This window comes from Rhizobium sp. ERR 1071 (genome assembly GCF_007828675.1).
GTDB lineage: Bacteria > Pseudomonadota > Alphaproteobacteria > Rhizobiales > Rhizobiaceae > Rhizobium > Rhizobium dioscoreae.
In genome coordinates this window covers 255,576-280,112 of sequence record NZ_VITM01000003.1, presented here as the reverse complement: position 1 = coordinate 280,112, position 24,537 = coordinate 255,576, and the positions used below count along the sequence as shown (strand labels likewise).

The following is a 24,537-nucleotide window of genomic DNA, read 5'->3' as shown; positions in this document are numbered from 1 at the left end:
GATCAGCTGCTCAGCGGGAAATCAGCGCTTCTGATTGGGCAGTGCGCCGGCGCGTTTTTCGGCTTCGAGCGAGGTGATGACGTCGGCATAAGGCTCTTGGCGGGCAACGCTCCAGTAGCGCAGCTCGTCGAGCGCGATATGTTTGCCAGTCATGGCGCAGACGACATAGGAGCCCGGCATCAGGATCTGGAAATCGCCGTCGAGATAGCGAACTTTCGCCTCGCGGTTTCCATGTCCTTCGAAAAGATTCATCTGATGCCGTCCTCGATCTCTGTCACCTAATTGCCATACCGCACTACAGCGCCGCGCGTCAAATATGACGCGCAAAGGTCGCTGTGGCACTTTAAAATTACGCAGCAGACGCGACTTTTCCAGACTATTTCCCGGAAAAGTTCCTTTTGGAAATAGCTGAGGTTAGCTGCGCCCGAACAGTCGTTCGATGTCTGTAAGCTTCAACTCTATATAGGTCGGCCTGCCGTGATTGCACTGCCCGGAGCCTGGCGTTGCCTCCATCTGGCGCAAAAGCGCATTCATCTCTTCCGGGCGTAGGCGCCGGCCGGATCGCACCGAACCGTGGCAGGCCATGGTCGCGGCCACATATTCCAGCTTGGCGGCAAGGCCAGAGGCGGTATCCCATTCGGCGATCTCGTCGGCCAGCTGTCGGATCAGGCCCTGCGCATCGACTTCGCCGAGCATCGCCGGCGTCTCCCGTACGGCGACTGCGCCGGGGCCGAAGCGTTCGATGGCGAGGCCAAGCTCGCCCAGCTCTTCGGCAAACACCATCAGCCGGTCGCAATCCTCCTCGGGCAGGTCGACGATCTCGGGAATGAGCAAGACCTGCGAGGACAGACGTTTCGAATGCAGGGCCTTGCGCATGGCCTCGAACACCAGCCGCTCATGCGCGGCGTGCTGATCGACGATCACAAGTCCGTTCTCCGTCTGGGCGACGATATAATTCTCGTGCAGCTGCGCGCGGGCGGCACCCAGCGGGAATCGCGCGGGTTCCTCGGCACGCGTCGTTTCGGCCGGCGGCGGTGCTTCGGCGCGAGCGGTGGGCATGGCAAGTCCCTCGAAAGCCGCCTGCGGTCTTTCGGCAAATCCGTAACCTGCTGTTGCCGCGGCTTGCTCATAGGGACGAGATGGAGACGTTGTCGGCGTCCAGGGAGCCGCTGCCGGCGAGGGTCGCCAACCCTGCTGAAAGGCGGAGCGTCCGGCGGTAAACGCCCGCAGCATGCCGTCAGCGCCGGTCGTTGCTGCGCGGTCGCCCTCCCGCGAGAGCGCTTCGCGCACAGCGCCGACGATCAGGCCGCGTACGAGACCGGGATCGCGGAAGCGCACGTCGGATTTCGCCGGATGCACGTTGACGTCGACCAGCGCCGGATCGAGCGTCAGCGAAAGGACAGCGATAGGATAGCGTCCGGCGGGGATGGTTTCGGCATAGGCGCCGCGGATCGCCGAGAGGATCAGCTTGTCCTGCACCGGCCGGCCATTGACGAAAGCATATTGATGCGCGGAGTTGCCGCGGTTGAAGGTCGGCACGCCGGCAAAACCGGTAAGGCTCACATCCTCACGCACGGCATCGAGCGCGATAGCATTGTCCTTGAAATCGGCACCCAGTATCTGTGCCATGCGGGCGAGATGATCATCGCCGGTCGCGGGAAATTCCAGCGTCGAGCGGTCGGTGCCCGACAGAACGAAGCGCACGCGCGGAAAGGCAATTGCCATGCGCTTGACGACTTCGGTGATCGCGGCCGCCTCCGCCTTTTCCGTCTTCAGGAATTTCAGGCGCGCCGGCGTCGCAAAAAACAGGTCGCGTACCTCGACGATCGTGCCCGGATTGGCGGCCACCGGGCGCAGATGCAGAACCTTGCCGCCTGCAACCGCGATCTCGGCGCCGCCGGCCGCACCCACTCTGCGGCTTGCGATCGAAAGCTTCGCCACCGAGCCGATGGAGGGCAAGGCCTCGCCGCGAAAACCGAGGGTGCGAATGTCTTCCAGCGTATCGGAAATCTTCGAGGTGCAGTGGCGCCGTACCGCGAGTTCGAGGTCGGTTTCCTCCATGCCCGAGCCGTTATCGGTCACCCTTAGCAGAGCCTTGCCGCCGCCAGCGGTCGCGATCTCGATGCGGGTTGCACCGGCATCGAGCGCGTTTTCGATCAGTTCCTTGGCGGCGCTCGCCGGGCGTTCGATGACTTCGCCGGCGGCGATCTGATTGATCAGGGTCTCGGAAAGTTGCTTGATGGCCATGGCTGCATTCTCGTGGATTCGCGGCGGCGAGGGAAGAGGAAAGGCGATTTTGCCGCCTTGATCCACCCGTTTACATGGCGACTTTGTTAAGAAATTTAATCAATGTTTAAGGGAATGATGACAGGTTGCGGAGACAGAACTTGAAATGACCGCAGGTGGCGCGTTTCGTGCATGCTGACGGCTCTCGATGGCAGGTTGGTGGCCATCAGTCAAAATGGAGCCAGGTGCCATCTGCTTCAAGTGCCAAGGCCAGCATGCAACTCCCATGAACTTGCCTTGCAGAGCGAATGCCGCCCTGTCGATTTGCCGTGTTGTGAAACTGGTTGAGCGTAGGAATCCGACGAATGACTGCCGAGACTGAAAAGGCAGCTTTGGCAATGATGACGGCTGATGCCCCTTTCGGCGGCAGTCTGCAGACGATGTTCTTCGATGCCTTTTGCGATGGTCTTTCCAGCGCCTTTTTCGCCTACGACAAGAACGACCTCTTGCTGTTTGCCAGCCGTCAGGTTCTGAACTTCTTCCCAATCACGCCTGATTTCCTGCAACCTTCCACGCGGCTGCGCGATTTTCTAGGCGCCGTCTTCGATACTGGAGTAGCCTATCAGCGGCATCAGACCAAAACAGCTGCGAGCCGCGACGATTGGATATCGCAGCGCATAGCCACCCATTGGCGTGAACGCTACGAGACCACCGAGCATTTTGCCGACGACCGCTGGGTGCGCATCCTCAACCGACGACTATCCTCGGGCATCGGCTTCTGCATCATTTCCGATGTTTCCGAAGCCAGGAAACGCGAAGATCAATGGCGCGTCGACATGGAGCGCGTGCAGCTGACCGAGGATATTCTCGACAACTTGCCCTTTCCGGTTTTCGTCAAGGACCAGAATCTCGTCTACGTCGCAGTCAACCGGGCGTTCTGCGACAAGTACCAGACGGCGGCTGACGAAGTGCGCGGTCGCAAGAGCATCGATATCTTTTCCACCGACCTTGCCAATCGCTTCTATGAGAGCGATCGGCATGTGATCGAGACCGGTGAAATGTCGATCTCGCGGCAGCGTCAGATCGCCCGCGACGGTGTCGAGCGCGACATCGTCACCCGCAAGCAGCGCATCGGCAAGCCGGGCCGCTATTTCCTGGTCTGCACCATGCAGGACCTGCCCAAGGATGGCGGCGACTTCGACGAGTTCGCGCTCGCGTCGAGCATTCGGGAAAACGGCGATCGCTCCTATCGCCGCGCCTATGTTCCGATGGTCGCGCTACAGACCATTTCGCGCCGTCCGGCGGCGATGGAGACCTTCGTTCCGGAGAATTTCAGCGGCCGCAAGGTGCTCGTCGTGACGCCGGATTTCGCTGCCGAAACGGCGGCTCTGAAGACGCTCGAGAAATACGGCTTCGAAGCCTGCGTCGTGCACAACGAGAATGAAGAGGCGGCATTTCTGGACGTGGCAAGCGCGCATGGCGTCAAGATCGATCTGGTCATCGTCGACAACCAGCTCGGCAAGCGCGGAATTGAGCTGGCCGAGCGGCAGAACCTAGCCGCGTTGTCGCTGAACGGATCGCAGCTGGCAACCGAGCTTGCCTTCCTGATCGCGCGCCATTTCAATCGCAACATCCGTGGCGAGCCTGGCGAGAGCATGGAGCCGGGGCTCGCGCCCGAATGGCGGCGTGCGACCGGCGAGGAGCGCCGGGCGCAGATTCTGGTCGCTGAAGACAATGATATCAACCAGATCGTCTTCTCGCAGATCCTCGAGGGCTTGGGATACAGCTATGTGATCGCCGCAAGTGGTGACGAGGCGGTGCGCCTGTGGCAGGAGCATCGTCCGGAACTGATCCTGATGGACATTTCGTTGCCGGGACTGAACGGCTTTGAATCCACCCGGCTGATCCGCGGCGCGGAAAAGGGTACCGGCTCCTATACGCCGATCATCGGTGTTCTGACGCAGGCTTTCGAGCGCGACCGCAAGGAGTGCGCCGATGTCGGCATGGACGACGTCATCCTGAAACCGGTTAGTCCCGATATCATCGAAACGGTATTTCAGAAGCATATGCGCGGTGCCCTGAAGGCGCAAAATAGATAAATGTTACAATGATATCACCCCCGACGGCAACTTATCGCCGACGCCGAATGACTGTCATCTTGGCATCCTTTGTTAAGACTTCCTCGGCATGCTCTTCCCCCGGGTGGAGAAAAGGCCGGAACCAAATATGAAATCGACTGAGATGCTGCCGGGGCCAGTCAATCAGCAGCCGCAGGCAATCGCTTATACCGATCCGCTCACCGGGTTGGGCAATCGCCATCGCATGCGCGAGCGTGCGCGCGCGCTTTCGCTTGAGCGTGCCGGCGATCCTGCACCCTTTACGATCGGCATCGTCAATCTCGATGCCTTCAAGCCGATCAATGACCTGTTCGGCGTCGACGCGGGCGATGAGATCCTCTGCCAGGTTGCTCACCGTCTGAAGGCCTGCATACCCGACGGCGCACTGGTGACGCGTCACGACGGCGATGAATTCGCCTTTGTACTGCCGCTTGTCTTCGAACGCGTCGGCGCCGAGAAATTCGGGCAGATGATCCGCGAAGTGCTGTCAGCGCCCTATGATCTTGGCGATCGCAATGTCCGCCTTTCCGCATCCTTCGGCTTTGCCATTCATCCTTTCGCCGGAGAAGAATTCGACGATCTCCTGAAAAATGCGGATACGGCGCTCTATCGCTCCAAGCGTCGCGGCCGCGGCCAGATCACCGTCTATTCCAGAGAGATTGCGCAGGAGATGAAGCGTGCGACGCAGCTGGAGCAGGCGCTGCGCAACGCCATCATTTCCGACTCCATCGATGTGCATTTCCAGCCGATCGTCTCGCTTGCCAACAACATGGTTCTCGGTTTCGAGGCCTTGGCGCGTTGGAACGATCCGGATCTCGGCTTTGTCTCACCGGCTGTCTTCGTGCCGCTTGCCGAGGAACGAGGCTTTATCGATGCGCTATCCGAAACGCTGCTGCGAAAAGCGGCGGAGGCGGCGCTCTCGTGGCCGCGCGAACTGTTTCTGTCCTTCAATCTCTCCTCGGCGCAGCTGATGGATCCCGGCACCAGCAGCAGCATTCTCGCCATCCTGACACGCGCCGGTCTGGACCCGCACCGCCTCGAACTTGAAATCACGGAAACGGCCGTCATGAGCTCGGCCGATACCGCCCATCGCATCATCGCCGATCTTCGAGCGGTCGGCGTGCGCATCTCTCTCGATGATTTCGGCACCGGTCAGTCCAGCCTTGGACGCTTGCGCGAATTCATCTTCGATAAGGTCAAGATCGATCGGGCCTTCGTCTCGCGCATGAATTCGGACAGGGCCTCCGAGCACATCATCAAGGCTGTTCTTGCCATGTGCGAAGGGCTTGACCTGCGTGTGGTCGCGGAAGGTATCGAGGACCATGCTGAAGCGGCGAAGCTGAAGGCACTGGGCTGCGCCATGGGGCAGGGCTACTATTTTGGAAAGCCGGTCGATAGCGCTGCGACGCTTCGCTACCTGCAGACCCATTATTTCGATCTCAGCCACGAACGCGAAATTGCCTAATCCTAAAAAGCAGGGTGAAAGATGGTCAAAGAAAACGGCGGCCCATAAGGCCGCCGCTTCTGTATTTCGTCCAACCTTTGTCGATAGTTACTTGTTGGTGGTCGACGAAGTCGTGGTGTTGTCGGTGGCCGGCATTGTCGACGTACCGGACGATTGAGCCGCCTTTTCGGAAGCCTGCATCGACAGGGTCTTGAATTCTGGGGCAGCCTTCAGCGAGTCGGCCGTTTCGGTCGTCGTGAGCTTGACGGTGCCGTCCTGCGGATTCTGCGTGGCGTTGATCTTGTCGAACGGTACGGCGACGTTTTTCTGGCCGAGGCCAAGGAAACCGCCGACGCCGACGACCGCGGCGATAACACCGCCCTGCTTCTGCAGGATCAGGTCGTTGATGCTGCCAATGCTTTCATTCTGGCCGTTATAGACAGACTGACCCATATAGGTCCTGGCACTGATCTGATCGGCCGACTGCGTGGTCATATAGCCGCCGGCCTGTTCGGCGCCTGGCGACGGTGCGGGTGCCTGAGCCTTGGTTTGCGGCGTCGGGTTACTCGGCTTTGTGGCATCCGGTGTCGCCGGGGCGGATTGCGTCATTGGCGCATTGTTGCCGGTATTGCCGGCTCCCCCGTTCGACGGTTGTTGCGCTTGAGCGAACGCCATCGGCGAAAGTACCGAGGCCGTGGCGAAGATTGCGCCTGCAGCGACAGAAGTGAAGAGTTTCCCAGTCATCGTGAACCTACCTTTCATTCCGATGGGCATGCTTTATCGGGCGCGCATGCTGACCAGCGCGGTGAAACCTCCGTTTGCCGGCCTTCATCGTACCGGTCATAAGGGCAAATGGATTAGTGAGGTTTTGGTTCCGTCAAAAGTTGCAGAAGCCAACAGGCGGAAGTTGAAAACGGACGGAATATAGCATGAAAACAGCGGGTCGACGTTTTGAGAAACAACCTGGGGATTGGCCGAATTAGAGAATGGATCGATGCGGATCGCGGTTTTTTCGCAAGCCGGAAAAGCTGGATATCGCATCGATCATAGAAGTAATCTCCTCTTCCGCATCGAACGGCTGAGGAGGGATTTCAATCAAAGCTTGTATGGAGGGTCGAAAACGCCCTTCACCGTCAGGCCGAGTTCCAGAAGAGCACCCGCCTGCGGCTGCATGGAGCGCGCTTCCTCATCCAAGCCTTCCCAGGCGGTCGTCACGGCCAGCCGGTCCGCATTCTTGCCGATGAAGGCGGGGCAGGAGGGCTGCATGGCGGGCACGCGATAGCGCTCGATGCGCAGGCCGTCCGGGCTGTATTTGTCGACGAAGCCGGAACCCCAGCGCGCATTCCAGATATAGCCGTCCGCGTCGCAGACCGAACCATCAAGGCCGCCAGGATCTTCCATGCTGTCGACCATGACGATCGGCTCGCCGGTCGGGAGTCCCGTCTCGGGGTCGACGAGCACGCGCATCAGCTGACTGACGCGGGTATCGGTGAAATAGCCGATCGTGCCATCGGGAGAAAAGCAGATGGAATTCGGAATGCTGATCTGGTCGAAGATCTTCGTAACCTTGCCGCCGGCGACATGATAGATCGCGCCTGCCTGCATCTCGGCGCGCTTGCCCATGGTGCCGATCCAGAGCGATCCGGAAACATGCGTGCGCCCGTCATTGGAACGGTTTTCAGGCTTGTCTGCTTCAATGGCCGTATAGAAGCTCAATTCGCCGGTTGCGATATCGCGCAGGAACAGTCCCTGCTCGGTGGCGATCATCTGCCGCTCCGCATCGACGCGAGCCAGCACGCTTGCCATCATCGGCAGCTCGTGAACCTGTTTCTTTCCGGTCGGCAGGTGCAGTTCGTGCAGTTCCTTGCCGAGGATGTTGAACCACCATACGGTGTCTGTATCGGGGTCGTAGGTCGGGCCTTCTCCCAGGACGGAGGACGTGTTGCAGAGAATATTGCCCTGGAAATCATGAATATCGGTCATAGATCAGGCTCCTACGGCTGCATCATAGGCGTAAATGGTGACCTTGGCGCGTTCGGCAACCTCTGCAGCCGTCATTCCCGGCTTGTAAAGACTGGTGCCGAGGCCGAAGGCGAGCACGCCGGCCTTGGTGTAATCGGCGAAATTCTTGTCCGAAACGCCGCCGACCGCCGCAATGACGAGCTCGGGCGGCAAGACGGCGCGAATGGCTGTGATACCGGAGGCGCCGAGCACGCCGGCGGGGAAGAATTTGAGACCGGTGGCACCGGCGCGGGCGGCCGAAAGCGCTTCCGTGGCGGTGAAGACGCCGGGCATCGTCACCATGCCCTTGTCGCGGGCGCGGCTGATGACCGTGGGCTCGACATTCGGTGTCACCAAGAGCTTGCCGCCGGCGCCATCCAGCCGGTCGACGTCTTCCACCGTCAGCACCGTGCCTGCGCCGATCAGGCAATCCGCAGGCGCCATCTTGGCGGCGATCTCGATAGAGCGGAACGGTTCCGGCGAATTCAGCGGAATTTCGATTGCCGTGAAACCTGTCTCGATCAGCGTGCCGACGATATCGGCCGTCTCCTCCGGCTTGATGCCGCGAAGAATGGCAATGAGCGGGCGCTTCATGGGCGGGAAGGGAATGCGGGTCGTCATCAGCTTTTGCTTTCTTTCTTGAACCAGATCGCTTCGGCCGCAGCGGACAGTCCGCGACGGACGGCGGCATCGGCATCGATGGTCTTGTAATTGAGGGAAAGGGTGCGGAAGGCGTCTTCATAGAGAGCCTGGAGGCGGCCGGAAGCGACCAGCGTGATGGCCGCATTCTGCCCCGCCGAATCGAGCGCGCCGGCGATTTCCGCACCGATCAGGGTGCTCGAGATCAGTGCCTGGGCGCCGGCGGCCGTAAGCCCGTTCAGGAGCTGGCCGGAGCGGGCCGTGAACAGCAGGTTGGTGACGAGGGCCGGCTTGTCGAGGGCCGTCTTGAGGGCAGCCTCGAACGCCTTCGTGTCGGGCGGCATGTCCGCAGCGCCGGCAACGGCATGCGACAGGATGCTGTGCTTGGTAATGACGTCGAAAAGCTCGCCCGTCATGAAGGTGGAAAAACCTGTCACCTGGCCATCCAGCACGCGCACCCATTTCGAATGCGTTCCCGGCATGCACACGAGCTGTTCGCCCTTCGCATCGGCGGCAATCGCGCCGAGCAGCTGCGTTTCCTCGCCGCGCATGACATCGGGCATCTGCTGGCTGCGCTGTGCGAGACCCGGCAGGATGCGCACGTCGCGGGATTGTCCGGGCACGGAAACGGCGCCTGTCAGGATGGCGGCAAGTGAGGTCGGCGTGTCGATATATCCGGCTTCCACCCAGCCCTGGCGCGCTCCGGCCATGCCGCAGACGATGACGGGAAGGGCGTCCGGTGCGGATATGGCATCGAGATGCGATTGCAAGACCTTGGCAAAGCCGATCTGGGCCGCCGTGGTCATGCCTTCGCCGCTGCGGCGCTCTGCCAGTATGCTGCCGTCTTCGCCAGTCAGCCACAGCCGGAAACTGCTGGTGCCCCAGTCCACCGCGACATATGCGGGTTTCGTCATGAGAAATGCTCCAAGTCTTACGTCAGAACTCTTGAGATTAGAAAATACCGCCGTCGACGGTGATAGCTTGTCCGGTCATGGCGCCGGAGCAGTCCGAAGCCAGGAAGAGCACCGGCCCGACCAGATCGTCGGCGCTCAGCACGCGCTTCAGGCATTGCCGGTCTATCGTCTTCGCCATGCCCTCTTCGGTCAGCCAGAGGTCGAGCTGTCGCTTGGTGACGATCATTCCCGGCAGGACGGCATTGACGCGGATGTTCTCGGGACCGAAGCGCCCGGCAAAGCTCTTGGTCAACCCGATGATACCGGACTTCGCGGTCGCGTAGGAGGACAGCAGCGGCGGGTTCATCTTGAAGACGATCGAGGAGAAATTGATGATGGCCCCGCCGCCGGCGGCGCGCATGCCGGGTGCAGCCGCCTGCGAGACGAAGAAGACCTGCTTCAGGTTGATTGCCTGATTGTTGTCCCAGTATTCTTCGGTCGTGGTGTCGATATCGTGCCGGTCGTCCCAGGCTGCATTGTTGACGAGGACACGGATCGCCCCGAGATCGGACTCAACCGCAGCAATCGCGCTTTTGATCGCGCCGATATCACGCAGGTCAGCGTGATAGAAGGAAACAGGATGGGCGGATTGCGTCGAAAGCTTGGCCGCCAGTGCCTTGCTCGCTTCTTCGATGATATCGATGAAGGCAACCTTTGCGCCCTGATTGGCAAAGGCCTCCACAAGGCTTGCGCCGATGCCGGAGCCGCCGCCGGTGATGAGGACGGTGCGATCTTTCAGATCGGGAAATTGCGCCTGAGTATCCACCAAATGTCTCCTCCCGGATCAATCGAAAGTTCCATTATTCGGAACATAATTTGACTATATGGAATTATCGATCTACCCTTGCGCGGTGTCAAGGATAGTGCGGCTCTGCCAGAGATAAATGAATGAACGTGGATCTGGGTTCAGAGGGTGGAAAAAATAAAGGGCATCGCGACCGGGAAACCGGAACGCTGGGAAAGCTCGTCTCCCTGCTCGATCTTGTCGCGCTCGCCGATGGCCCGATGCGCTTTACCGACATCCTTTCGCTCTCCGATCAGCCGCGCGGCACATTGCATCGCCAATTGTCGCACCTTGTCGAGGAAGGGCTGCTGGAGGTCGACCGCGATGGTCGTTATCTGATTGGATTGCGGCTCTTGACGCTTGCCTCGCGCAGCTGGGCGCGCAACGAGTTTCGCGCGGTTGCTGAGCCACATCTGCACCGCCTGCAGGAGGTGACCGGCGAAACCGTCCATCTTGGCGTCCTGCGTGGCACGGAGGTCATCTATCTCGACAAGGTCGAGGGTCGCCAATCCGTACGCATGTATTCGCAGGTCGGCAATGCATCTCCGGCCTATTGTACCGGTGTAGGCAAGGCGGCGCTTTCCGCGCTCGACGATGCCGAGCTGGATGCGAGAATCTCATGCCTCGAATATCGCCCTTATACCGAGCATACGCTTCGCAATGTCTCGGAGCTGCTTTTCGATGTTTCGGAAATCAGGAAGCGAGGCTATGCCTTCGATCTCGAGGAGCATGAAAGCGGCATTTGCTGCGTTGCCGCCCCGATCCGTTCCGACGATGGGCATATGCTGGCCGGCGTCTCGGTGACCGGCCCGGCCTATCGCGTCACACTGGAAAAGTTGAAGGCATGGGCGCCTTTGGTGGTTGCTGCTGCTGATTCGATCATGACGGACATGCGCAACCGCATGGGGCCTAAGCGCTGACTCCATAAATTTCGCGCAACGGCTGTCGGAAACTCGCGGATTTAATGCTGTCGGTGCCTGATCTTAGCGAAATTGCTCGTTTATCTTGAATTTTACTGTTGAGATATGCGGAAGAACTGCCATTATCCGCAAGTGATTATTGGAACCATACAGGATTTGGCGAGGTGTTGGGCGGACATAATAGTAACGGGCGTTGATGCAGTCATGATTTTGGAAAACTTATATTTTGCCGAGCGGCTGAGACCGGCTGCCGTACGATAATCGTGAGGGACAAGAGACGGAAGTTTCGTATTTTCTTCCTCTTTTACATAAAGAAGACTGATGATGGCGGCATTGATACAGGCGGGCATGTCCCCTCGTGGCGAGGACTTTATCGAGGAAATCAGCAGGCTTAAGACGCAGTTCGATGTGTTCCGTTTCATGAAGGGCCTGACGGAGGCCTATCGTTGCCGGGCCTTCATGGTGCTCAATCTGCCGCCTATTACGTCCTCGGACCTGCAGAGCAATTCAGTCATCAACAATTGGCCGGCAGAGCTGCTGTCGATCTACGATCAGGAAAACCTGTTGTCGACCAGCCCCCCGCTGCAGCGTCTGCGCGGCTCCACGCTGCCCTTTCTTTATGAGGTGACAACAAGCCCCAATCGCGAGGAGAGCAAGTCGCAGCTCGTGGTGGCTCTGTTCGAACGTTTCCGCATGACGCGCTTCGTCTATTTCCCGACGCACGATGCCTCCGGTCTTCGCGGCGCGGTTTGTTTGGCTGGCGATCGCGAGCTCTTTTCGATGGAGGAGGTCAAGGACCTTTTCTATATAGCAGTTCACGTCTATGACCGGCTTGCGGAAATCCGCAATCTCGATGTTCGCGTCGTCGATGCCCTGACCGACCGGGAGATCGATTGCCTGAACTGGACAGCGGCCGGAAAGACCAGCGCCGAGATCGCCGAAATCCTGTCTCTGTCCGAACATACGGTCAATCACTACCTCAACCGCGCCACCAAGAAGCTCGACACCGTCAACCGCACTCAGGCCGTCGCCAAGGCTTTGCGCGTTGGATTGATCAAATAATGACGTTGTCGTCTCCACGTGATGATCGAGATTCGAGCAGCGTGTGAATGAATTTTGTGCGCTGCGAATAAAATATGACGAACCCTATGGCGATGATCGATCATGCCGATCCAGGCGGACAGCGACTAACAAATTGAAATACCGTTATTTCCCTGGTTTTCTGAAAACTGGCACGCTTCCTGCTTATAAAAAGGCAGAGGTCCAGAGGGGACTTTGATAACAGCGCCGATGAAACGTGCGCGGATCAAACGACCGTCGCCGATGCCCCGTCGCCATAGCTTCTCCCGGCGAGGGGGTCGGCGGCGGTTGTTGCTTATTTAACACGCTTAGCAATTTCGGGCGCGCTTGTGGGACGATTTTCGCGCCTTTGCCCTATTCCTTTCAGACGAGTGTTCTATCTCGGCCCGCGATCATGTCTTCCCGAATTGGGAGCGCGTTGCGGCTGGTAAGGGTTCTTTATGGACCCGGCGGACCTGCCGGCCGCAACGAAGACGCATTTTATCGACGGCGTTCCGAATTTCGTTTGGCGAAGTCCCGCCTCTCTACTATCTAAGCCAGAATGATTTCGGAAAGCGTGCGCTCCCTGCGGCGCTGCCGAAAAGGATTCTGCAGTGAGGATGAAATGGCAGACATCACCAAGGAACAGGTGCTGGAAACGTTGAAGACGGTTCGCGGCCCGGACCTGGAGCACAACATCGTCGAACTCGGCATGGTGTCGGATGTCTTCATCTCCGATGGTAAGGTCTATTTCTCCATCACCGTACCCGCCGAGCGCGCCAAGGATCTGGAGCCGATGCGTCTTGCCGCCGAGCGTGTCGTCAAGGATATGCCCGGTGTCAAAGGCGCCCTGGTCGCGCTGACGGCCGACAAGAAGGCTGGCGCTCCGGCGCCGCGGGCCGCGCCTGTGCAAGCTGCCCCGCGAGGCCATTCCCATTCGCATCCTCATCAGCACGCGCCGCAACAGCCGCCCCGCGCCGCCAAGATCGGTGTTCCGGGCGTCAAGGCCATCATCGCGGTCGCCTCGGGCAAGGGCGGTGTCGGCAAATCGACGACGGCGGTCAATCTGGCGCTGGGGCTGCTTGCCAACGGCCTGAAGGTCGGCATCCTGGATGCCGATATCTACGGTCCTTCGATGCCGCGCCTCCTGAAGATTTCCGGACGGCCCACCCAGATCGATGGGCGCATCATCAATCCCATGGAGAACTACGGCCTCAAGGTCATGTCGATGGGCTTCCTCGTCGAAGAGGAAACGGCGATGATCTGGCGCGGGCCGATGGTGCAGTCCGCTCTGCTGCAGATGCTGCGCGAGGTCGCCTGGGGCGAGCTTGACGTGCTCGTGGTGGACATGCCGCCCGGCACCGGGGACGTGCAGCTCACCATGGCGCAGCAGGTGCCGCTTGCCGGTGCCGTTATCGTGTCTACGCCGCAGGATCTGGCCTTGATCGATGCGCGCAAGGGCCTGAACATGTTCCGCAAGGTCGAGGTTCCTGTCCTCGGCATTGTCGAGAACATGAGCTATTTCATCGCGCCGGATACCGGTGCGCGCTACGATATCTTTGGCCATGGTGGCGCCCGCAAGGAGGCAGAACGCATCGGCGTGCCTTTCCTGGGGGAGGTGCCTCTGACCATGGGCATCCGCGAAACTTCGGATGCCGGCACGCCGCTCGTCGCTGCCGAGCCAAATGGGGTGGTTGCGAATATTTATCGCGAGATCGCAGCCAATGTCTGGAAGCAAGTGGCAGGCGCACCGCAGCGCGCGGCGCCATCGATCGTATTTGAATAATTCACAAAGACATGTCTGCTTTCCGTATAGTGACGGATTGTCTTGTCGGCGTCCTGTGCTATGACTTCGCAAGTTTAGCCAAACTGCGGTGAAATCGCGCAATGAAGAGGTTGTGACTTGATTCTTTGCGAGCTTTGCTGCATATGCGCCGCCGGCGTGGAACTGGTCGGGCATTTCCGATGACCGCCCTCCGCCGCATGGTGGTTTTATTTCGTCCGAGCAGGCGGCTTCGCCAGGACGGGCGAAGGATTGGTACAGCAGCGCAATGGAACATGGACACGGATTCCCGGCCGGACCGGCGGGATACGACCGGGGTTTTATGAGCTTTTTTCATTGGCCATTGGTGGGATCGCGGCAAGAGCGCGCAAGGCGCCTTGATGGCGGCTTCCTCTCCGCTGCTGTGGGAGCAAGCAGTTGATAACTGCCTATTGCTCAGATTCCAAGCCGCTTCAGCTGCCCGATCTTTCGGCCGCCGACCGCTTGCCTGACAATGCCGTCTGGATCGATATGGTCGATCCCACGCGTGAGGAAGAGGCCAATATCGAGCGCCTGCTTGGGCTCGAGGTGCCCACGCGCGAGGACATGAAGGACATCGAGCCGTCGAGCCGCCTCTATGTCGAAAACGGCTCTGTCTTTCTCACGGCCTCGCTGCTGTGGAAGGCCGACACCAATCTGCCGATGCTCACCGATGTCGCCTTCATCCTGACGGGACATCGGCTGGTCACCATCCGCTATGCGCAGCCGAAGTCCTTCGCACTCTTCATCGCAGCGCTGCAGCGTATTCCGCAGGAGCGGCGCACGGGTGTCGCGCTTCTTGCCAAGCTTCTCGAAACCATCGTCGACCGTACCGCCGAGGTCCTTGAACAGACCGTGGCGGGTATCGATATATTGTCGGTGCACGTGTTCGGCGATCGCGTAAAGAAGATCCGCCGCCCGGCGAACTATCTGGAAGAAAAGCTCAAGGACATCGCAGGCTATCACCGTACGCTCAGCAAGGTGCGTGACAGTCTGAGTTCGCTGTCCCGGCTGCTGACCTTTCTTCATACCATCCCCGCCATGCAGCAGGACCACGAGGCCAGGGAACTGTGTCGCAACGTCTCGCGGGATGTGCAGTCACTGTCGGAGCATGCATCCTTCGTCGCGGGAAACATCACCTTCCTGCTGGATGCATCGCTCGGGCTGATCAATATCGAGCAGAATGCCATCATCAAGATCTTTTCGATCGCTTCGGTGGTATTTCTGCCGCCGACGCTCGTGGCGTCCGTCTACGGCATGAATTTCGAGCATATGCCCGAACTGCACTTTGCCTACGGTTACCCGACATCGTTGTTGCTGATGGTGGTTTCCGCCATCGTTCCGTTTTTCTTTTTTCGCTGGAAAGGCTGGCTCTGAGAGTCTAGTGATCCTGAATGTCTAACGAAACCCATCATTCTCCCGACGGGAAAATGAACGCTCGTAAGCTCGCATACCTCGCCCTCGGCTCGATCGGCGTTGTTTATGGCGACATTGGTACGAGCCCGCTTTATGCCTTTCGCGAAGCATTGAAGCCGGTGGCCGCCGATGGTCTGACGCGCGGCGAAGTCATCAGCGTCGTGTCGCTGATGTTCTGGACGCTGACCATCATCGTCACGATCAAATATGTCCTTTTTCTGCTGCGTGCGGACAACGACGGCGAAGGCGGCACCTTGTCGCTGCTGGCGCTGTTGATGAAGACGGCGAATGGCCACACGGCCATCCTGATGCTGCTGGGCCTTTTGGGTGCCGCGCTCTTCCTCGGTGATGCGATGATCACTCCGGCGCTTTCCGTTCTTTCCGCTGTCGAGGGTCTGAAGCTGGTGACCCCGCAATTGTCGGATTATATCGTCCCGATATCGGTGGCGATCCTGGCATTGCTTTTCGCGATCCAGTCGCATGGTACCGGTGCCGTCGCCCGTTTCTTCGGTCCGATCACGGCGCTTTGGTTCATCGTCATGGGTCTTGCCGGCATCATGCATATTTCCGATGATTACAGCATTCTGGCAGCGCTGAATCCCTGGTATGCGGTGAGCTTTCTGATGCGCGAGGGCTTCCTCGGCGTCGTCGTTCTCGGTGCTGTGTTCCTGACGGTGACGGGCGCGGAAGCGCTCTATGCCGACCTCGGCCATTTCGGCCGCCGCCCGATTCAGTGGGCCTGGTTCGTACTGGTGTTTCCGTCGCTGACCTTGAACTACTTCGGTCAGGGCGCGCTGGTGCTGCGCGAGCCCATGGCTATGTCGGACCCGTTCTTCCTGATGTATCCGCATTGGGCGATTCTGCCGGTGGTCATTCTCGCCACGATGGCGACGATCATTGCGAGCCAGGCCGTCATCACGGGTGCTTTCTCGCTCACGCGTCAGGCGATTCACCTCGGCTTCCTGCCGCGTATGGAAATCCTCTTTACCTCCGAGACCAATACCGGGCAGATCTTCCTGCCATCGGTCAATACGGTCCTGTTCTTCGGCGTCATCTTCCTCGTATTGGCCTTCAAGACCTCGGATGCGTTGGCAACGGCCTATGGTATTTCGGTGACTGGCGCGATGGTCGTCACCTCGATCATGGCATTTGAATTCGTCCGAGTCCGCTGGAACTGGACGCTGCCGATGGCGGTTGCCGTGCTCACACCGCTTTTGCTGCTGGAATTCGTCTTCCTCGGCGCCAACCTCCTGAAGATCCACGACGGCGGCTATGTTCCCGTCATGATCGCAACGGCCTTCACGGTGATCATGTGGACCTGGCGCCGCGGCACCTCGATCTTGATGGAAAAGACGCGGCACACCGATATCCCGCTGTCGTCCTTCGTCAGCTCCATCGAGCGCAAGAGCGATCATTCGCCCGCGCATGTGCCCGGTACGGCAATCTTCCTGACCAGCGATCCGGAATCTGCGCCCGCCGCGCTGCTGCACAATCTGAAGCACAATCACGTCCTGCACGACAAGAACGTCATCCTGACGATCCGCACCATCAACAAGCCGCGCGTCGCCCAGGAGGATCGCTATTCGGTCGAGAAGGTCTCGGAGCGCTTCTCGCGCGTCGAGCTGCGCTTCGGCTTCATGGAATCGCAGAATGTCTCGCAGGCGCTCGCAACCCTGCGCAAGACGGGCCTGAAGTTCGACATCATGTCGACCTCCTTCTATCTCGGCCGCCGCAAGCTGGTGCCGGATGCGAAATCCGGTATGCCGCACTGGCAGGACCGGCTCTATATCGCGCTCGCCAACGCCGCGACCGACCCCTCCGACTACTTCCGCCTGCCTGCCAACCGCGTTGTGGAACTGGGTTCGCACGTCATCATCTGACGCAGATATTCGTGCTGTTCGTTCAAAAGGCCTGGCGGATCTCCGCCAGGCCTTTTTTGTTTTCGGTTCACCACCTGCATAACCATAGATTCGTCCGAATTAACCATCCATCAAGGTTAATGGGAGATTATTCCGGCTCCTAGTTTCGAGTGCCGTTTGGAGTCCGGTGTTGTCTCGCTCGCGTTCCGTTAGCCGCAAGTCGCGGTTCCTGCCACAAAATTGGACCTCTCCAGCCGTCTTCGGGCTTTGCGCCTGGCTTATTTTTCCATCGACAGCAGCCTATGGCGACCTTGCCGGCCTGCTTGCCGGGATCGACAGGGAAGGGGCCAATTGGCGCATGGTGATGACGGACTCGCCGGCCGGCTCCACCCATCAGGCGGAACTGGCCTTCGGTGATGTCAAGGCTTCTGCCGCCATTGGAGATGGCGGTCTGGTGTTGCCGGACGGGCGCCGCGTCGCGTTCCAATCCGAAGCCAAGGGCAGCGATCCCCGGCCCGATGAAGACCGCATCAACCGGCAGGACAAGAAAGGCAGGGTGGTGGCCATCACGCCGATGCAGCCGCCGAAGGATTTTTCCGCAGGCTCGGTGCTGCAGCGCCAGAGCATGCTGCTTCGGCCGGAATCTGCGACTGGCGAGCGCACCGCCTTCCTGAAGCCGAAGCTCGGCGGCAAGGAAATCCAGATTGCCACCGCCTTCTACAAGAAAGAGCCGCCAAAGCCTGATGATAGCGTGCCGGCCTATATCGCCAATCTGGTCACCAATCAGAATGCCGATGTTCTGGCCGCGGCCTATGCCTCGCCGGCGCCGGACTATGCCCGTGTCTCGCCCTTCGATTCCATTCTCGCCAGGGATCAGGACGGTGAAGGCCGCTTCGTGCCGCAGATCGGCCCGAAGGATCATGCCTGGGCCGCCAATGTCCTGCCGCCATCGGTTTTCTCGCCCGACGAGCAGCAGTGCCTTGCCACTGGCATCTATTTCGAGGCGAGGGGCGAGTCCGTGAAAGGACAGGCGGCCGTTGCCCAGGTCATCCTCAATCGTGTCCGCAACCCGGCCTACCCGAAGACCATTTGCGGCGTCGTCTATCAGAACGAGGATTGGACCAACGCTTGCCAGTTTTCCTTCGCCTGCGACAACGTCAAGGAGCGCGTCAATTCTCCCGAACACTGGCGCATTGCCCGTCAGGTCGCCATGGCCGTGACCGCCGGCAAGATCTGGCTGCCGGAAGTCGGTTCCGCCACTCATTACCATGCTGTCTATGTCCGGCCGAAATGGGCTGCCGAAATGGTGAAGGTCGGCCGCATAGGCATGCACATCTTTTACAGGACCTATGGCGGCGGCTGGAGCTGATGCGCCCGGTTCCGGCAGATTGACACCGCGGGCGAGGTCGCTTCTCCTGGCAAAAAAGCCACAGGAAAGCGCGGGCTGAAGAGGATTCTTCGGCTCAGTTTTCGGTCAATATGGCTCTTTCGCTCTAAGATCATGATTTAATTGGGCTAATTTATGGCTGGACAGATGACGCCTACGCCTTGACTATGCTTTTTCCTAAAACTATGTTGCGCGCGACTTCAAAACGGGCCGAAAGGTGGCGAAACCTGCTGTTCGTTTACGCGTTGACCGGGGTACAGGGATTACGCGCAACGAAAATGGGGAGGATGCCACCATGACGGATGACCGCGACGAAGGTCTGGAACAGCGGCGGGCGCAGCTGGAAGCCGAATTGGCGACCAAGCGCGCTGCGGTGAGAGAGGATGAACGCGGGGAGGTTCGCGCCGAGGAAAGCCGTAAGGGCTACGCTCAGGCGATGAAGCTTTCCAGCGAGTTCATAGCCGCAATCATCGTTGGCGCCGTTCTGGGCTATGTCTTCGACCGTTTTGTCGGTACGACGCCGTGGGGCATGATTATCTTGCTGCTTCTCGGATTTTGTGCCGGCGTTTTGAATGTGCTGCGCTCTGCGGGCAAGGTGGCGACACCGGTGCCGGGCGAGGGTAGGCCTGATAAGAAATGAGCGGAGGCAACGCTGCGGCGCTGTTTCCAGATGAGAAGCATCCGCTCGGTGGAGCGGAAAAATGAAAGAGAACAAGCGGTGGCAAACGATCCTACCCATCAGTTCCTGATCTTCAAGATTATCCCGATCGATATCGGCGGAATTGATTTTTCGTTCACCAACGCCTCGCTGTTCATGGTTGCCTCCGCAGTTCTCTCCGCTGGCTTCCTTTATTTCGCCAGTGCGCCGCGCGGCGTCATCCCGACGCGCTCGCAGTCGGTGGCGGAAATGGCCTATGAGTTCATTGCCTCGATGTTGAAAGAGGGGGCGGGGACAAAGGGAATGAAGTTCTTCCCGCTGGTCTTCTCTCTCTTCATGTTCGTCCTGACGGCAAACCTGCTCGGCCTTGTTCCTTACTTCTACACCGTCACCAGCCAGATCATCGTGACACTGGCGCTTGCGCTGCTTGTCATCTTCACCGTTATCTTCTACGGCTTGATCAAGCATGGTTTCGGCTTCTTCAAGATCTTCGTCCCGCAGGGTGTTCCGGGTGTTCTTCTGCCGCTGGTAGTGGCGATTGAGATCATCTCCTTCCTGTCCCGTCCGGTTTCGCTCTCCGTTCGTCTTTTCGCCAACATGCTGGCCGGTCATATCACGCTTAAGGTGTTCGCGGGCTTCGTCGCCTCGCTCGGAGCACTCGGCGCGCTTGGTATCGGCGGGGCTGTTCTCCCTCTTATCATGACCGTCGCCCTCACCGGTCTCGAGTTCCTTGTCGCCTTCCTTCAGGCTTACGTCTTTGCGGTGCTGACTTGCATGTACCTCAACGACGCAATCCATCCGGGCGGCCACTAAGGATAAAGACATTGGCGTCTAACGGCGTCAGTCATTCACCGCACAACCATTTCAAAGGAGTTCAACATGGACGCGGAAGCAGCAAAGTTCATCGGCGCAGGTTTGGCTTGCTTTGGTATGGCCGGCACGGCTCTCGGCCTCGGCAATATCTTCGGCAGCTACCTGTCCGGCGCACTGCGCAACCCGTCGGCTGCTGACAGCCAGTTCGGCCGTCTGGTATTCGGCTTCGCCGTTACGGAAGCTCTGGGCATCTTCTCGCTGCTCGTCGCTCTCCTCCTGCTCTTCGCCGTCTGATATCAGCGGCGTCATAGATCACGGTTCGCGGGCAGCGAGCCGTGATTCTTTGTATTTGCAGACCACCTGGAGGTGAGCATGTTTGTGACCCCGGCATATGCTGAAGAAGCACCGCCGGCCGCCGGAGCGGTGCACACGGAAACGGGTGCGCCGAATGAAGGCCATCACGGCGGCGTATTCCCGCCGTTTGACCATACGACGTATCCGTCACAGCTGTTTTGGCTGGTGATCACCTTCGTCATCTTCTACGTGGCCATGCAGAAGATCGTTATTCCGCGCGTCGGCAGCATTCTGGAAAGCCGGCACGACCGGATCGCCCAGGATATCGAAGAGGCCTCGCGTCTGAAGGCTGAAGCCGATGCCGCCGTCGCGACCTATGAAAGCGAATTGGCCGCTGCGCGCGCCAAGGCGAATTCCATCGGCGCCACTGCCCGCGATGCCGCCAAGGCCAAGGCCGAAGAGGATCGCAAGGCGATCGAGGCAAGCCTGGCTGAGAAGCTCAAGGCCGCAGAAGGCCGCATTGCTGAAATCAAGGCGAAAGCCTTCGGTGATGTCGGTGCGATTGCCGAGGAGACGGCTAGCGCTGTCGTCGAGCAGCTGGTCGGCAATGTCGCCGGCAAGGCCGATGTCGCCTCTGCGGTTGCAGCCGCCGCCGCCAAGCAGGAGGGGTGATCCATGGAGTTCGCTTTAGACAACACCTTCTTCGCCTTTGTCAGCCTTCTCATCTTCCTCGGCCTGATCGTTTACCTGAAGGTTCCGGGCATGATGGCAAAGTCGCTGGACGACCGCGCAGATCAGATCCGCAACGAGCTGGCGGAAGCCAAGCGCCTGCGTGAAGAGGCCCAGCATCTGCTGGCCGAATATCAGCGCAAGCGCAAGGAAGCCGAGGCTGAGGCAGCACACATCGTTGCCGCAGCTGAGCGCGAAGCGGAAATGCTGACGACCGAGGCTCGCAAGAAGACCGAGGAATTCGTTGCCAACCGCACGGCTTTGTCCGAGCAGAAGATCAAGCAGGCTGAAGCCGATGCGATGAAGGCGGTCCGCTCCGCTGCTGTCGACCTCGCGATCGCCGCTGCTGAATCGGTGCTTGCCAAGAAGGCCGATGGGAACGTCCAGTCCGGTCTCTTCAGCGATGCCGTCAAGGAAGTGAAGACGCGGCTGAACTAAGCCCTGGGAATATCGAAATTCGAAAGAGCCCCGCTTCGGCGGGGTTTTTTATTTCCCTCCTGCTGGCTTGATCATTGCCGGAACCAACAGCAAAATCATGAGATTGAGGAGGGATGGATGCAGGCAGCGACAGGCGGCGAACCGTTTCGTCAAGGCGATCTCATCGTGAGACCGGCTGCGGCATGGACACCCGGCGTCCACGCCTTGCTGGCTGCGCTGCATCGGCACGGATTCGATGCAGCTCCGATTTCGGCTGGATATGACGAGGCCTGGGAGCGGGTAACCTATCTGCTCGGGGATACGGGCGATCTCGATGACTGCATTGATATGCGCGGCGAAATGGCGCTGCGGTCGGCTGCATCGCTGCTGCGTCGCTATCACGATTGTTCCCGCTTGTTCGCAAAGGACCTTGAGGCCGATCACACCTGGCAACTGCCGGCCCGCTCGCCTTGCGAGGTCATCTGCCATGGGGATTTTGCTCCCTACAATGTCGTCCTGAACGATGGCGAAGTGACCGGTATCATCGATTTCGAGGCTGCGCATCCCGGTTCGCGAATGTGGGATCTGGCCTATGCCGTCTATCGCTGGGCGCCGCTGTCCTCCAGCGTCGCCGTCGACGGAATGGACACACTTGCCGCCCAAGTTGGTCGCGCCCGCGTCTTTGTCGATGCCTATGGCCTGTCCATTGCCGAGCGTCCCTCATTGCCTGACGTCATCGTCGAGCGGCTCGAGGCTCTTTTGGCCTTCATGGAACGGGAAGCTGCCCGCGGCATCGAGAGATATCGTCGGAATCTCCACGAGGGACATGACCGCGTCTACAGAGAAGATGTTGCATATATCAGAAAGCGGTCGGCTGAAATCGCCGCGGGGCTGACGGGCTGAGTGCTTAGATGACCTCTTTGCGCAAGGGGCGAAAGCTCATGCGGTGCAGCGGGCAGGGACCATGCTCCTCGATACCTGCACGATGCTGCGCCGTGCCATAGCCGGCATGGGCCGCGAAACCATAGGCCGGAAAAACGACACCAGCACGCGCCATCATTCTGTCGCGTGTCACCTTGGCCACGATCGAAGCGGCAGCAATGGAGAAGGAGCGCGCATCACCTTTGACCACGGCTTTTCCTGGGCAGGCGAGCCCAACAGGCACGTCGAGCCCATCGGTCAACACATAGCTCGCCGGCACGGCAAGCCCGCAAATGGCACGGCGCATCGCATCGAGGCTTGCCTTGCGAATATCGGTCGTGTCGATACGGCCGGCACTCGACGAGGCGATGGACACGGTTGCCGTCGCCAGGATTTCGACGAACAGTTCCTCACGTCTGGCGGCTGTCAGCTGTTTGGAATCGTTTAGCCCGTTCGGGATACGCTCTGGATCGAGAATGACGGCGGCCGCCACGACCGGTCCGGCAAGTGGGCCTCGGCCTGCCTCATCGGCCCCGGCAACCGGCCAATGGCCGGCACGGCGCGCAATCAGTTCCAGCTCGAAAGTGGGGACGAGCGGAACATCCTCGAACAGCATTGGAGAATCGGGTGGTGCACGGCGTGACATGCGGCGAAGCTCGCACACCACCCGATCTCCTGCAAGCCCCCGGTGGATCATGGCGGCGAAGCCAGGGGCTTTTCCAGCGGGTACAGGGAAAACCCGCAGGGATCGTCAGAGCAGCGACAGCTGCACGCCGCTGCCATCCGGCGGCACGAACAGGTCGTCGCGTAGCGCAATATTGCGGCGTGTGAGCGCGAGCCGGCGGGTCGCCATCTCGAAACGGCGGCTGATCTGCCAGGCATAGGGTCCGGCACCCTTCATGCGCTTGCCGAATTCGGCATCGTAATCCTTGCCACCGCGCATCGAGCGGATCAGCGACATGACGTGACGATAGCGATCCGGATAATGCTGCAGCAGCCAGTCGCGGAAGAGCGGGCTTACTTCCAGCGGCAGCCGCAGGATGACATAGCTTGCCTCCAGCGCACCGGCCGCCTTGCCGGCGTCGAGGATACGCTCGATCTCATGGTCGTTGAGCGCTGGAATGATTGGTGCCACCATGATCGAGGTGCGGATCCCCGCCTCGCTCAAAGCCTGGATCGCCTCCAGCCGCCGCGGCGGCGTCGCGGCTCGCGGCTCCATGGTGCGCGCGAGCTTGCGGTCGAGTGTCGTCACCGACAGGCCTACGCGCACCAGGTTCTTGGCGGCCATCTCTTTCAGAATGTCGATATCGCGCATGATCAGCGCCGACTTGGTGACGATGGCAACCGGATGGTTCGCCCGGTTCAGCACTTCGAGAATCTGGCGCATGATCCGCCATTCCTTCTCGATCGGCTGATAGGGGTCGGTATTGGTGCCGATGGCAATCACCCGCGGCTTGTAGCCGGGCTTTGCCAGCTCACGCTCCAGAAGTTTGGCGGCATCCGGCTTGGCAAAGAGCTTCGATTCGAAATCCAGCCCCGCCGACAGTCCCATATAGGCATGCGTCGGCCGTGCGAAGCAATAGATGCAGCCGTGCTCGCAGCCGCGATAAGGATTGATTGATCGGTCGAAGGGAATATCGGGGGATTCGTTGCGGGTAATGGCCGTGCGCGGCTTCTCCACCTGCACTTCGGTTTTGAATGGCGGCAACTCTTCCCAGCTTTGCCAGCCGTCGTCGAAAGCTTCGCGCTGCTGCGGCTCGAACCGGCCGCTCGGGTTCAATCCGGCGCCGCGCCCACGCCGGCGCTCGACGTCGACCCTGAGACCGGCATCGGCGATCAAAGCATTGGCAACATCTGCCGTGTTGGCAGGCGCGAAAGCGGCCTGCCCTGCAAGGGACTGCTCGTTCATCGGTAGCTCCAGGGCGGCTCATGCCATCGCATGCCGCGTCTAAGATGATTAAATTCCTATCCGACAAATGAGAACATTGCAAGAACAAAAATCCGCGACCGTCATTTTCCATCTCATTCACGGGAGGTATTCGGCGGCGCCGGCCGTGAGAATTTCGGCCGCTTATGATGCTTTTCTTAAACGCTCGAGC

23 protein-coding genes are annotated in these 24,537 nt (G+C 59.7%); 14 read left to right on the top strand and 9 right to left on the bottom strand.

Annotation, left to right across the window (positions count from 1 at the left end; translation table 11 throughout):
- Window positions 1-21: 21 nt before the first annotated feature.
- Together FBZ99_RS11475 and mutL are read right to left on the bottom strand one after the other, a co-directional pair.
- Window positions 22-252, bottom strand: coding sequence for a DUF2093 domain-containing protein (locus FBZ99_RS11475; RefSeq protein ID WP_069612411.1), 231 nt, complete (start codon window positions 250-252; stop codon window positions 22-24).
- A 162-nt stretch (window positions 253-414) separates the two neighbouring features.
- Window positions 415-2,247, bottom strand: coding sequence for a DNA mismatch repair endonuclease MutL (mutL, locus tag FBZ99_RS11470; RefSeq protein ID WP_145633201.1), 1,833 nt, complete (start codon window positions 2,245-2,247; stop codon window positions 415-417).
- A gap of 344 nt (window positions 2,248-2,591) precedes the next feature.
- On the opposite strand from mutL, the gene FBZ99_RS11465 reads away from it, so the two are divergent.
- Both FBZ99_RS11465 and FBZ99_RS11460 read left to right on the top strand, forming a co-directional pair.
- Window positions 2,592-4,325 carry a response regulator gene (locus FBZ99_RS11465; RefSeq protein WP_113353850.1) on the top strand — a complete coding sequence of 578 codons (1,734 nt, stop codon included), beginning with the start codon at window positions 2,592-2,594 and terminating at the stop codon, window positions 4,323-4,325.
- Window positions 4,326-4,452: 127 nt separating this feature from the next.
- A complete protein-coding gene (locus FBZ99_RS11460; protein ID WP_113330967.1) occupies window positions 4,453-5,808 on the top strand; it encodes a putative bifunctional diguanylate cyclase/phosphodiesterase in 1,356 nt (451 codons plus the stop codon).
- A gap of 87 nt (window positions 5,809-5,895) precedes the next feature.
- Here FBZ99_RS11460 and FBZ99_RS11455 read toward each other — a convergent pair whose 3' ends face one another.
- From FBZ99_RS11455 to FBZ99_RS11435, 5 genes are all read right to left on the bottom strand, one after another.
- A complete protein-coding gene (locus FBZ99_RS11455; protein ID WP_113330968.1) occupies window positions 5,896-6,531 on the bottom strand; it encodes a PRC-barrel domain-containing protein in 636 nt (211 codons plus the stop codon).
- A gap of 351 nt (window positions 6,532-6,882) precedes the next feature.
- A complete protein-coding gene (locus tag FBZ99_RS11450; protein ID WP_113353851.1) occupies window positions 6,883-7,770 on the bottom strand; it encodes an SMP-30/gluconolactonase/LRE family protein in 888 nt (295 codons plus the stop codon).
- Between the two features lie 3 nt (window positions 7,771-7,773).
- Complete coding sequence (locus FBZ99_RS11445; RefSeq protein ID WP_113353852.1) at window positions 7,774-8,409, bottom strand: 2-dehydro-3-deoxy-6-phosphogalactonate aldolase; 636 nt, start codon at window positions 8,407-8,409, stop codon at window positions 7,774-7,776.
- Entirely contained in the window at window positions 8,409-9,341 is a 933-nt protein-coding gene (locus FBZ99_RS11440) for a 2-dehydro-3-deoxygalactonokinase (RefSeq protein WP_145633198.1), read from the bottom strand. The genes FBZ99_RS11445 and FBZ99_RS11440 overlap by 1 nt, the downstream gene beginning before the upstream one ends.
- A gap of 37 nt (window positions 9,342-9,378) precedes the next feature.
- Window positions 9,379-10,149, bottom strand: coding sequence for an SDR family NAD(P)-dependent oxidoreductase (locus tag FBZ99_RS11435; RefSeq protein ID WP_113353854.1), 771 nt, complete (start codon window positions 10,147-10,149; stop codon window positions 9,379-9,381).
- Between the two features lie 119 nt (window positions 10,150-10,268).
- On the opposite strand from FBZ99_RS11435, the gene FBZ99_RS11430 reads away from it, so the two are divergent.
- From FBZ99_RS11430 to FBZ99_RS11375, 12 genes are all read left to right on the top strand, one after another.
- Window positions 10,269-11,084 carry an IclR family transcriptional regulator gene (locus tag FBZ99_RS11430; protein WP_113330973.1) on the top strand — a complete coding sequence of 272 codons (816 nt, stop codon included), beginning with the start codon at window positions 10,269-10,271 and terminating at the stop codon, window positions 11,082-11,084.
- A 321-nt stretch (window positions 11,085-11,405) separates the two neighbouring features.
- Window positions 11,406-12,146 carry a helix-turn-helix transcriptional regulator gene (locus FBZ99_RS11425; RefSeq protein WP_442966469.1) on the top strand — a complete coding sequence of 247 codons (741 nt, stop codon included), beginning with the start codon at window positions 11,406-11,408 and terminating at the stop codon, window positions 12,144-12,146.
- Window positions 12,147-12,768: 622 nt separating this feature from the next.
- Window positions 12,769-13,929 (top strand): iron-sulfur cluster carrier protein ApbC, encoded by a 1,161-nt coding sequence (apbC, locus tag FBZ99_RS11420; protein WP_145633195.1) that lies wholly within the window; start codon window positions 12,769-12,771, stop codon window positions 13,927-13,929.
- A gap of 414 nt (window positions 13,930-14,343) precedes the next feature.
- Complete coding sequence (locus tag FBZ99_RS11415) at window positions 14,344-15,321, top strand: magnesium transporter CorA family protein (RefSeq protein WP_113330975.1); 978 nt, start codon at window positions 14,344-14,346, stop codon at window positions 15,319-15,321.
- Between the two features lie 53 nt (window positions 15,322-15,374).
- Complete coding sequence (locus tag FBZ99_RS11410; protein ID WP_371864861.1) at window positions 15,375-17,240, top strand: potassium transporter Kup; 1,866 nt, start codon at window positions 15,375-15,377, stop codon at window positions 17,238-17,240.
- A 169-nt stretch (window positions 17,241-17,409) separates the two neighbouring features.
- A complete protein-coding gene (locus FBZ99_RS11405; protein ID WP_113353856.1) occupies window positions 17,410-18,588 on the top strand; it encodes a cell wall hydrolase in 1,179 nt (392 codons plus the stop codon).
- A 313-nt stretch (window positions 18,589-18,901) separates the two neighbouring features.
- Complete coding sequence (locus tag FBZ99_RS11400; protein WP_113353857.1) at window positions 18,902-19,246, top strand: AtpZ/AtpI family protein; 345 nt, start codon at window positions 18,902-18,904, stop codon at window positions 19,244-19,246.
- A 78-nt stretch (window positions 19,247-19,324) separates the two neighbouring features.
- Window positions 19,325-20,077, top strand: coding sequence for a F0F1 ATP synthase subunit A (locus FBZ99_RS11395; RefSeq protein ID WP_092709533.1), 753 nt, complete (start codon window positions 19,325-19,327; stop codon window positions 20,075-20,077).
- A 66-nt stretch (window positions 20,078-20,143) separates the two neighbouring features.
- The gene (locus FBZ99_RS11390; RefSeq protein WP_015338972.1) at window positions 20,144-20,371 is read left to right on the top strand and encodes a F0F1 ATP synthase subunit C; all 228 of its coding nucleotides are present in this window, start codon (window positions 20,144-20,146) and stop codon (window positions 20,369-20,371) included.
- A gap of 78 nt (window positions 20,372-20,449) precedes the next feature.
- Window positions 20,450-21,043: a F0F1 ATP synthase subunit B gene (locus tag FBZ99_RS11385; RefSeq protein WP_069612428.1), complete on the top strand. Its 594-nt coding sequence runs from the start codon at window positions 20,450-20,452 to the stop codon at window positions 21,041-21,043.
- Window positions 21,044-21,046: 3 nt separating this feature from the next.
- Complete coding sequence (locus FBZ99_RS11380) at window positions 21,047-21,538, top strand: F0F1 ATP synthase subunit B (protein ID WP_069612429.1); 492 nt, start codon at window positions 21,047-21,049, stop codon at window positions 21,536-21,538.
- 117 nt (window positions 21,539-21,655) lie between these two features.
- A complete protein-coding gene (locus tag FBZ99_RS11375) occupies window positions 21,656-22,420 on the top strand; it encodes a phosphotransferase (protein ID WP_113353858.1) in 765 nt (254 codons plus the stop codon).
- Between the two features lie 4 nt (window positions 22,421-22,424).
- On the opposite strand, the gene FBZ99_RS11370 is transcribed toward FBZ99_RS11375, so the two are convergent.
- On the bottom strand, window positions 22,425-23,084 hold the full coding sequence (locus FBZ99_RS11370; RefSeq protein ID WP_113330980.1) for a ribonuclease HII: 660 nt from the start codon (window positions 23,082-23,084) through the stop codon (window positions 22,425-22,427).
- A 105-nt stretch (window positions 23,085-23,189) separates the two neighbouring features.
- Complete coding sequence (locus FBZ99_RS11365; protein ID WP_113330981.1) at window positions 23,190-24,347, bottom strand: PA0069 family radical SAM protein; 1,158 nt, start codon at window positions 24,345-24,347, stop codon at window positions 23,190-23,192.
- Window positions 24,348-24,537: the final 190 nt, after the last annotated feature.

Excerpts from the sequence above, each read along its gene's own strand:
- apbC (WP_145633195.1), top strand. The coding sequence starts at position 12,769 with ATGGCAGACATCACCAAGGAACAGGTGCTGGAAACGTTGAAGACGGTT.
- FBZ99_RS11475 (WP_069612411.1), bottom strand. The coding sequence starts at position 252 with ATGAATCTTTTCGAAGGACATGGAAACCGCGAGGCGAAAGTTCGCTAT.
- FBZ99_RS11440 (WP_145633198.1), bottom strand. The coding sequence starts at position 9,341 with ATGACGAAACCCGCATATGTCGCGGTGGACTGGGGCACCAGCAGTTTC.
- FBZ99_RS11465 (WP_113353850.1), top strand. The coding sequence starts at position 2,592 with ATGACTGCCGAGACTGAAAAGGCAGCTTTGGCAATGATGACGGCTGAT.
- FBZ99_RS11375 (WP_113353858.1), top strand. The coding sequence starts at position 21,656 with ATGCAGGCAGCGACAGGCGGCGAACCGTTTCGTCAAGGCGATCTCATC.
- FBZ99_RS11410 (WP_371864861.1), top strand. The coding sequence starts at position 15,375 with ATGAACGCTCGTAAGCTCGCATACCTCGCCCTCGGCTCGATCGGCGTT.
- FBZ99_RS11450 (WP_113353851.1), bottom strand. The coding sequence starts at position 7,770 with ATGACCGATATTCATGATTTCCAGGGCAATATTCTCTGCAACACGTCC.
- FBZ99_RS11460 (WP_113330967.1), top strand. The coding sequence starts at position 4,453 with ATGAAATCGACTGAGATGCTGCCGGGGCCAGTCAATCAGCAGCCGCAG.
- FBZ99_RS11445 (WP_113353852.1), bottom strand. The coding sequence starts at position 8,409 with ATGACGACCCGCATTCCCTTCCCGCCCATGAAGCGCCCGCTCATTGCC.
- FBZ99_RS11430 (WP_113330973.1), top strand. The coding sequence starts at position 10,269 with ATGAACGTGGATCTGGGTTCAGAGGGTGGAAAAAATAAAGGGCATCGC.
- FBZ99_RS11390 (WP_015338972.1), top strand. The coding sequence starts at position 20,144 with ATGGACGCGGAAGCAGCAAAGTTCATCGGCGCAGGTTTGGCTTGCTTT.
- mutL (WP_145633201.1), bottom strand. The coding sequence starts at position 2,247 with ATGGCCATCAAGCAACTTTCCGAGACCCTGATCAATCAGATCGCCGCC.
- FBZ99_RS11370 (WP_113330980.1), bottom strand. The coding sequence starts at position 23,084 with ATGTCACGCCGTGCACCACCCGATTCTCCAATGCTGTTCGAGGATGTT.
- FBZ99_RS11380 (WP_069612429.1), top strand. The coding sequence starts at position 21,047 with ATGGAGTTCGCTTTAGACAACACCTTCTTCGCCTTTGTCAGCCTTCTC.
- FBZ99_RS11425 (WP_442966469.1), top strand. The coding sequence starts at position 11,406 with ATGATGGCGGCATTGATACAGGCGGGCATGTCCCCTCGTGGCGAGGAC.
- FBZ99_RS11385 (WP_069612428.1), top strand. The coding sequence starts at position 20,450 with ATGTTTGTGACCCCGGCATATGCTGAAGAAGCACCGCCGGCCGCCGGA.
- FBZ99_RS11365 (WP_113330981.1), bottom strand. The coding sequence starts at position 24,347 with ATGAACGAGCAGTCCCTTGCAGGGCAGGCCGCTTTCGCGCCTGCCAAC.
- FBZ99_RS11455 (WP_113330968.1), bottom strand. The coding sequence starts at position 6,531 with ATGACTGGGAAACTCTTCACTTCTGTCGCTGCAGGCGCAATCTTCGCC.
- FBZ99_RS11400 (WP_113353857.1), top strand. The coding sequence starts at position 18,902 with ATGACGGATGACCGCGACGAAGGTCTGGAACAGCGGCGGGCGCAGCTG.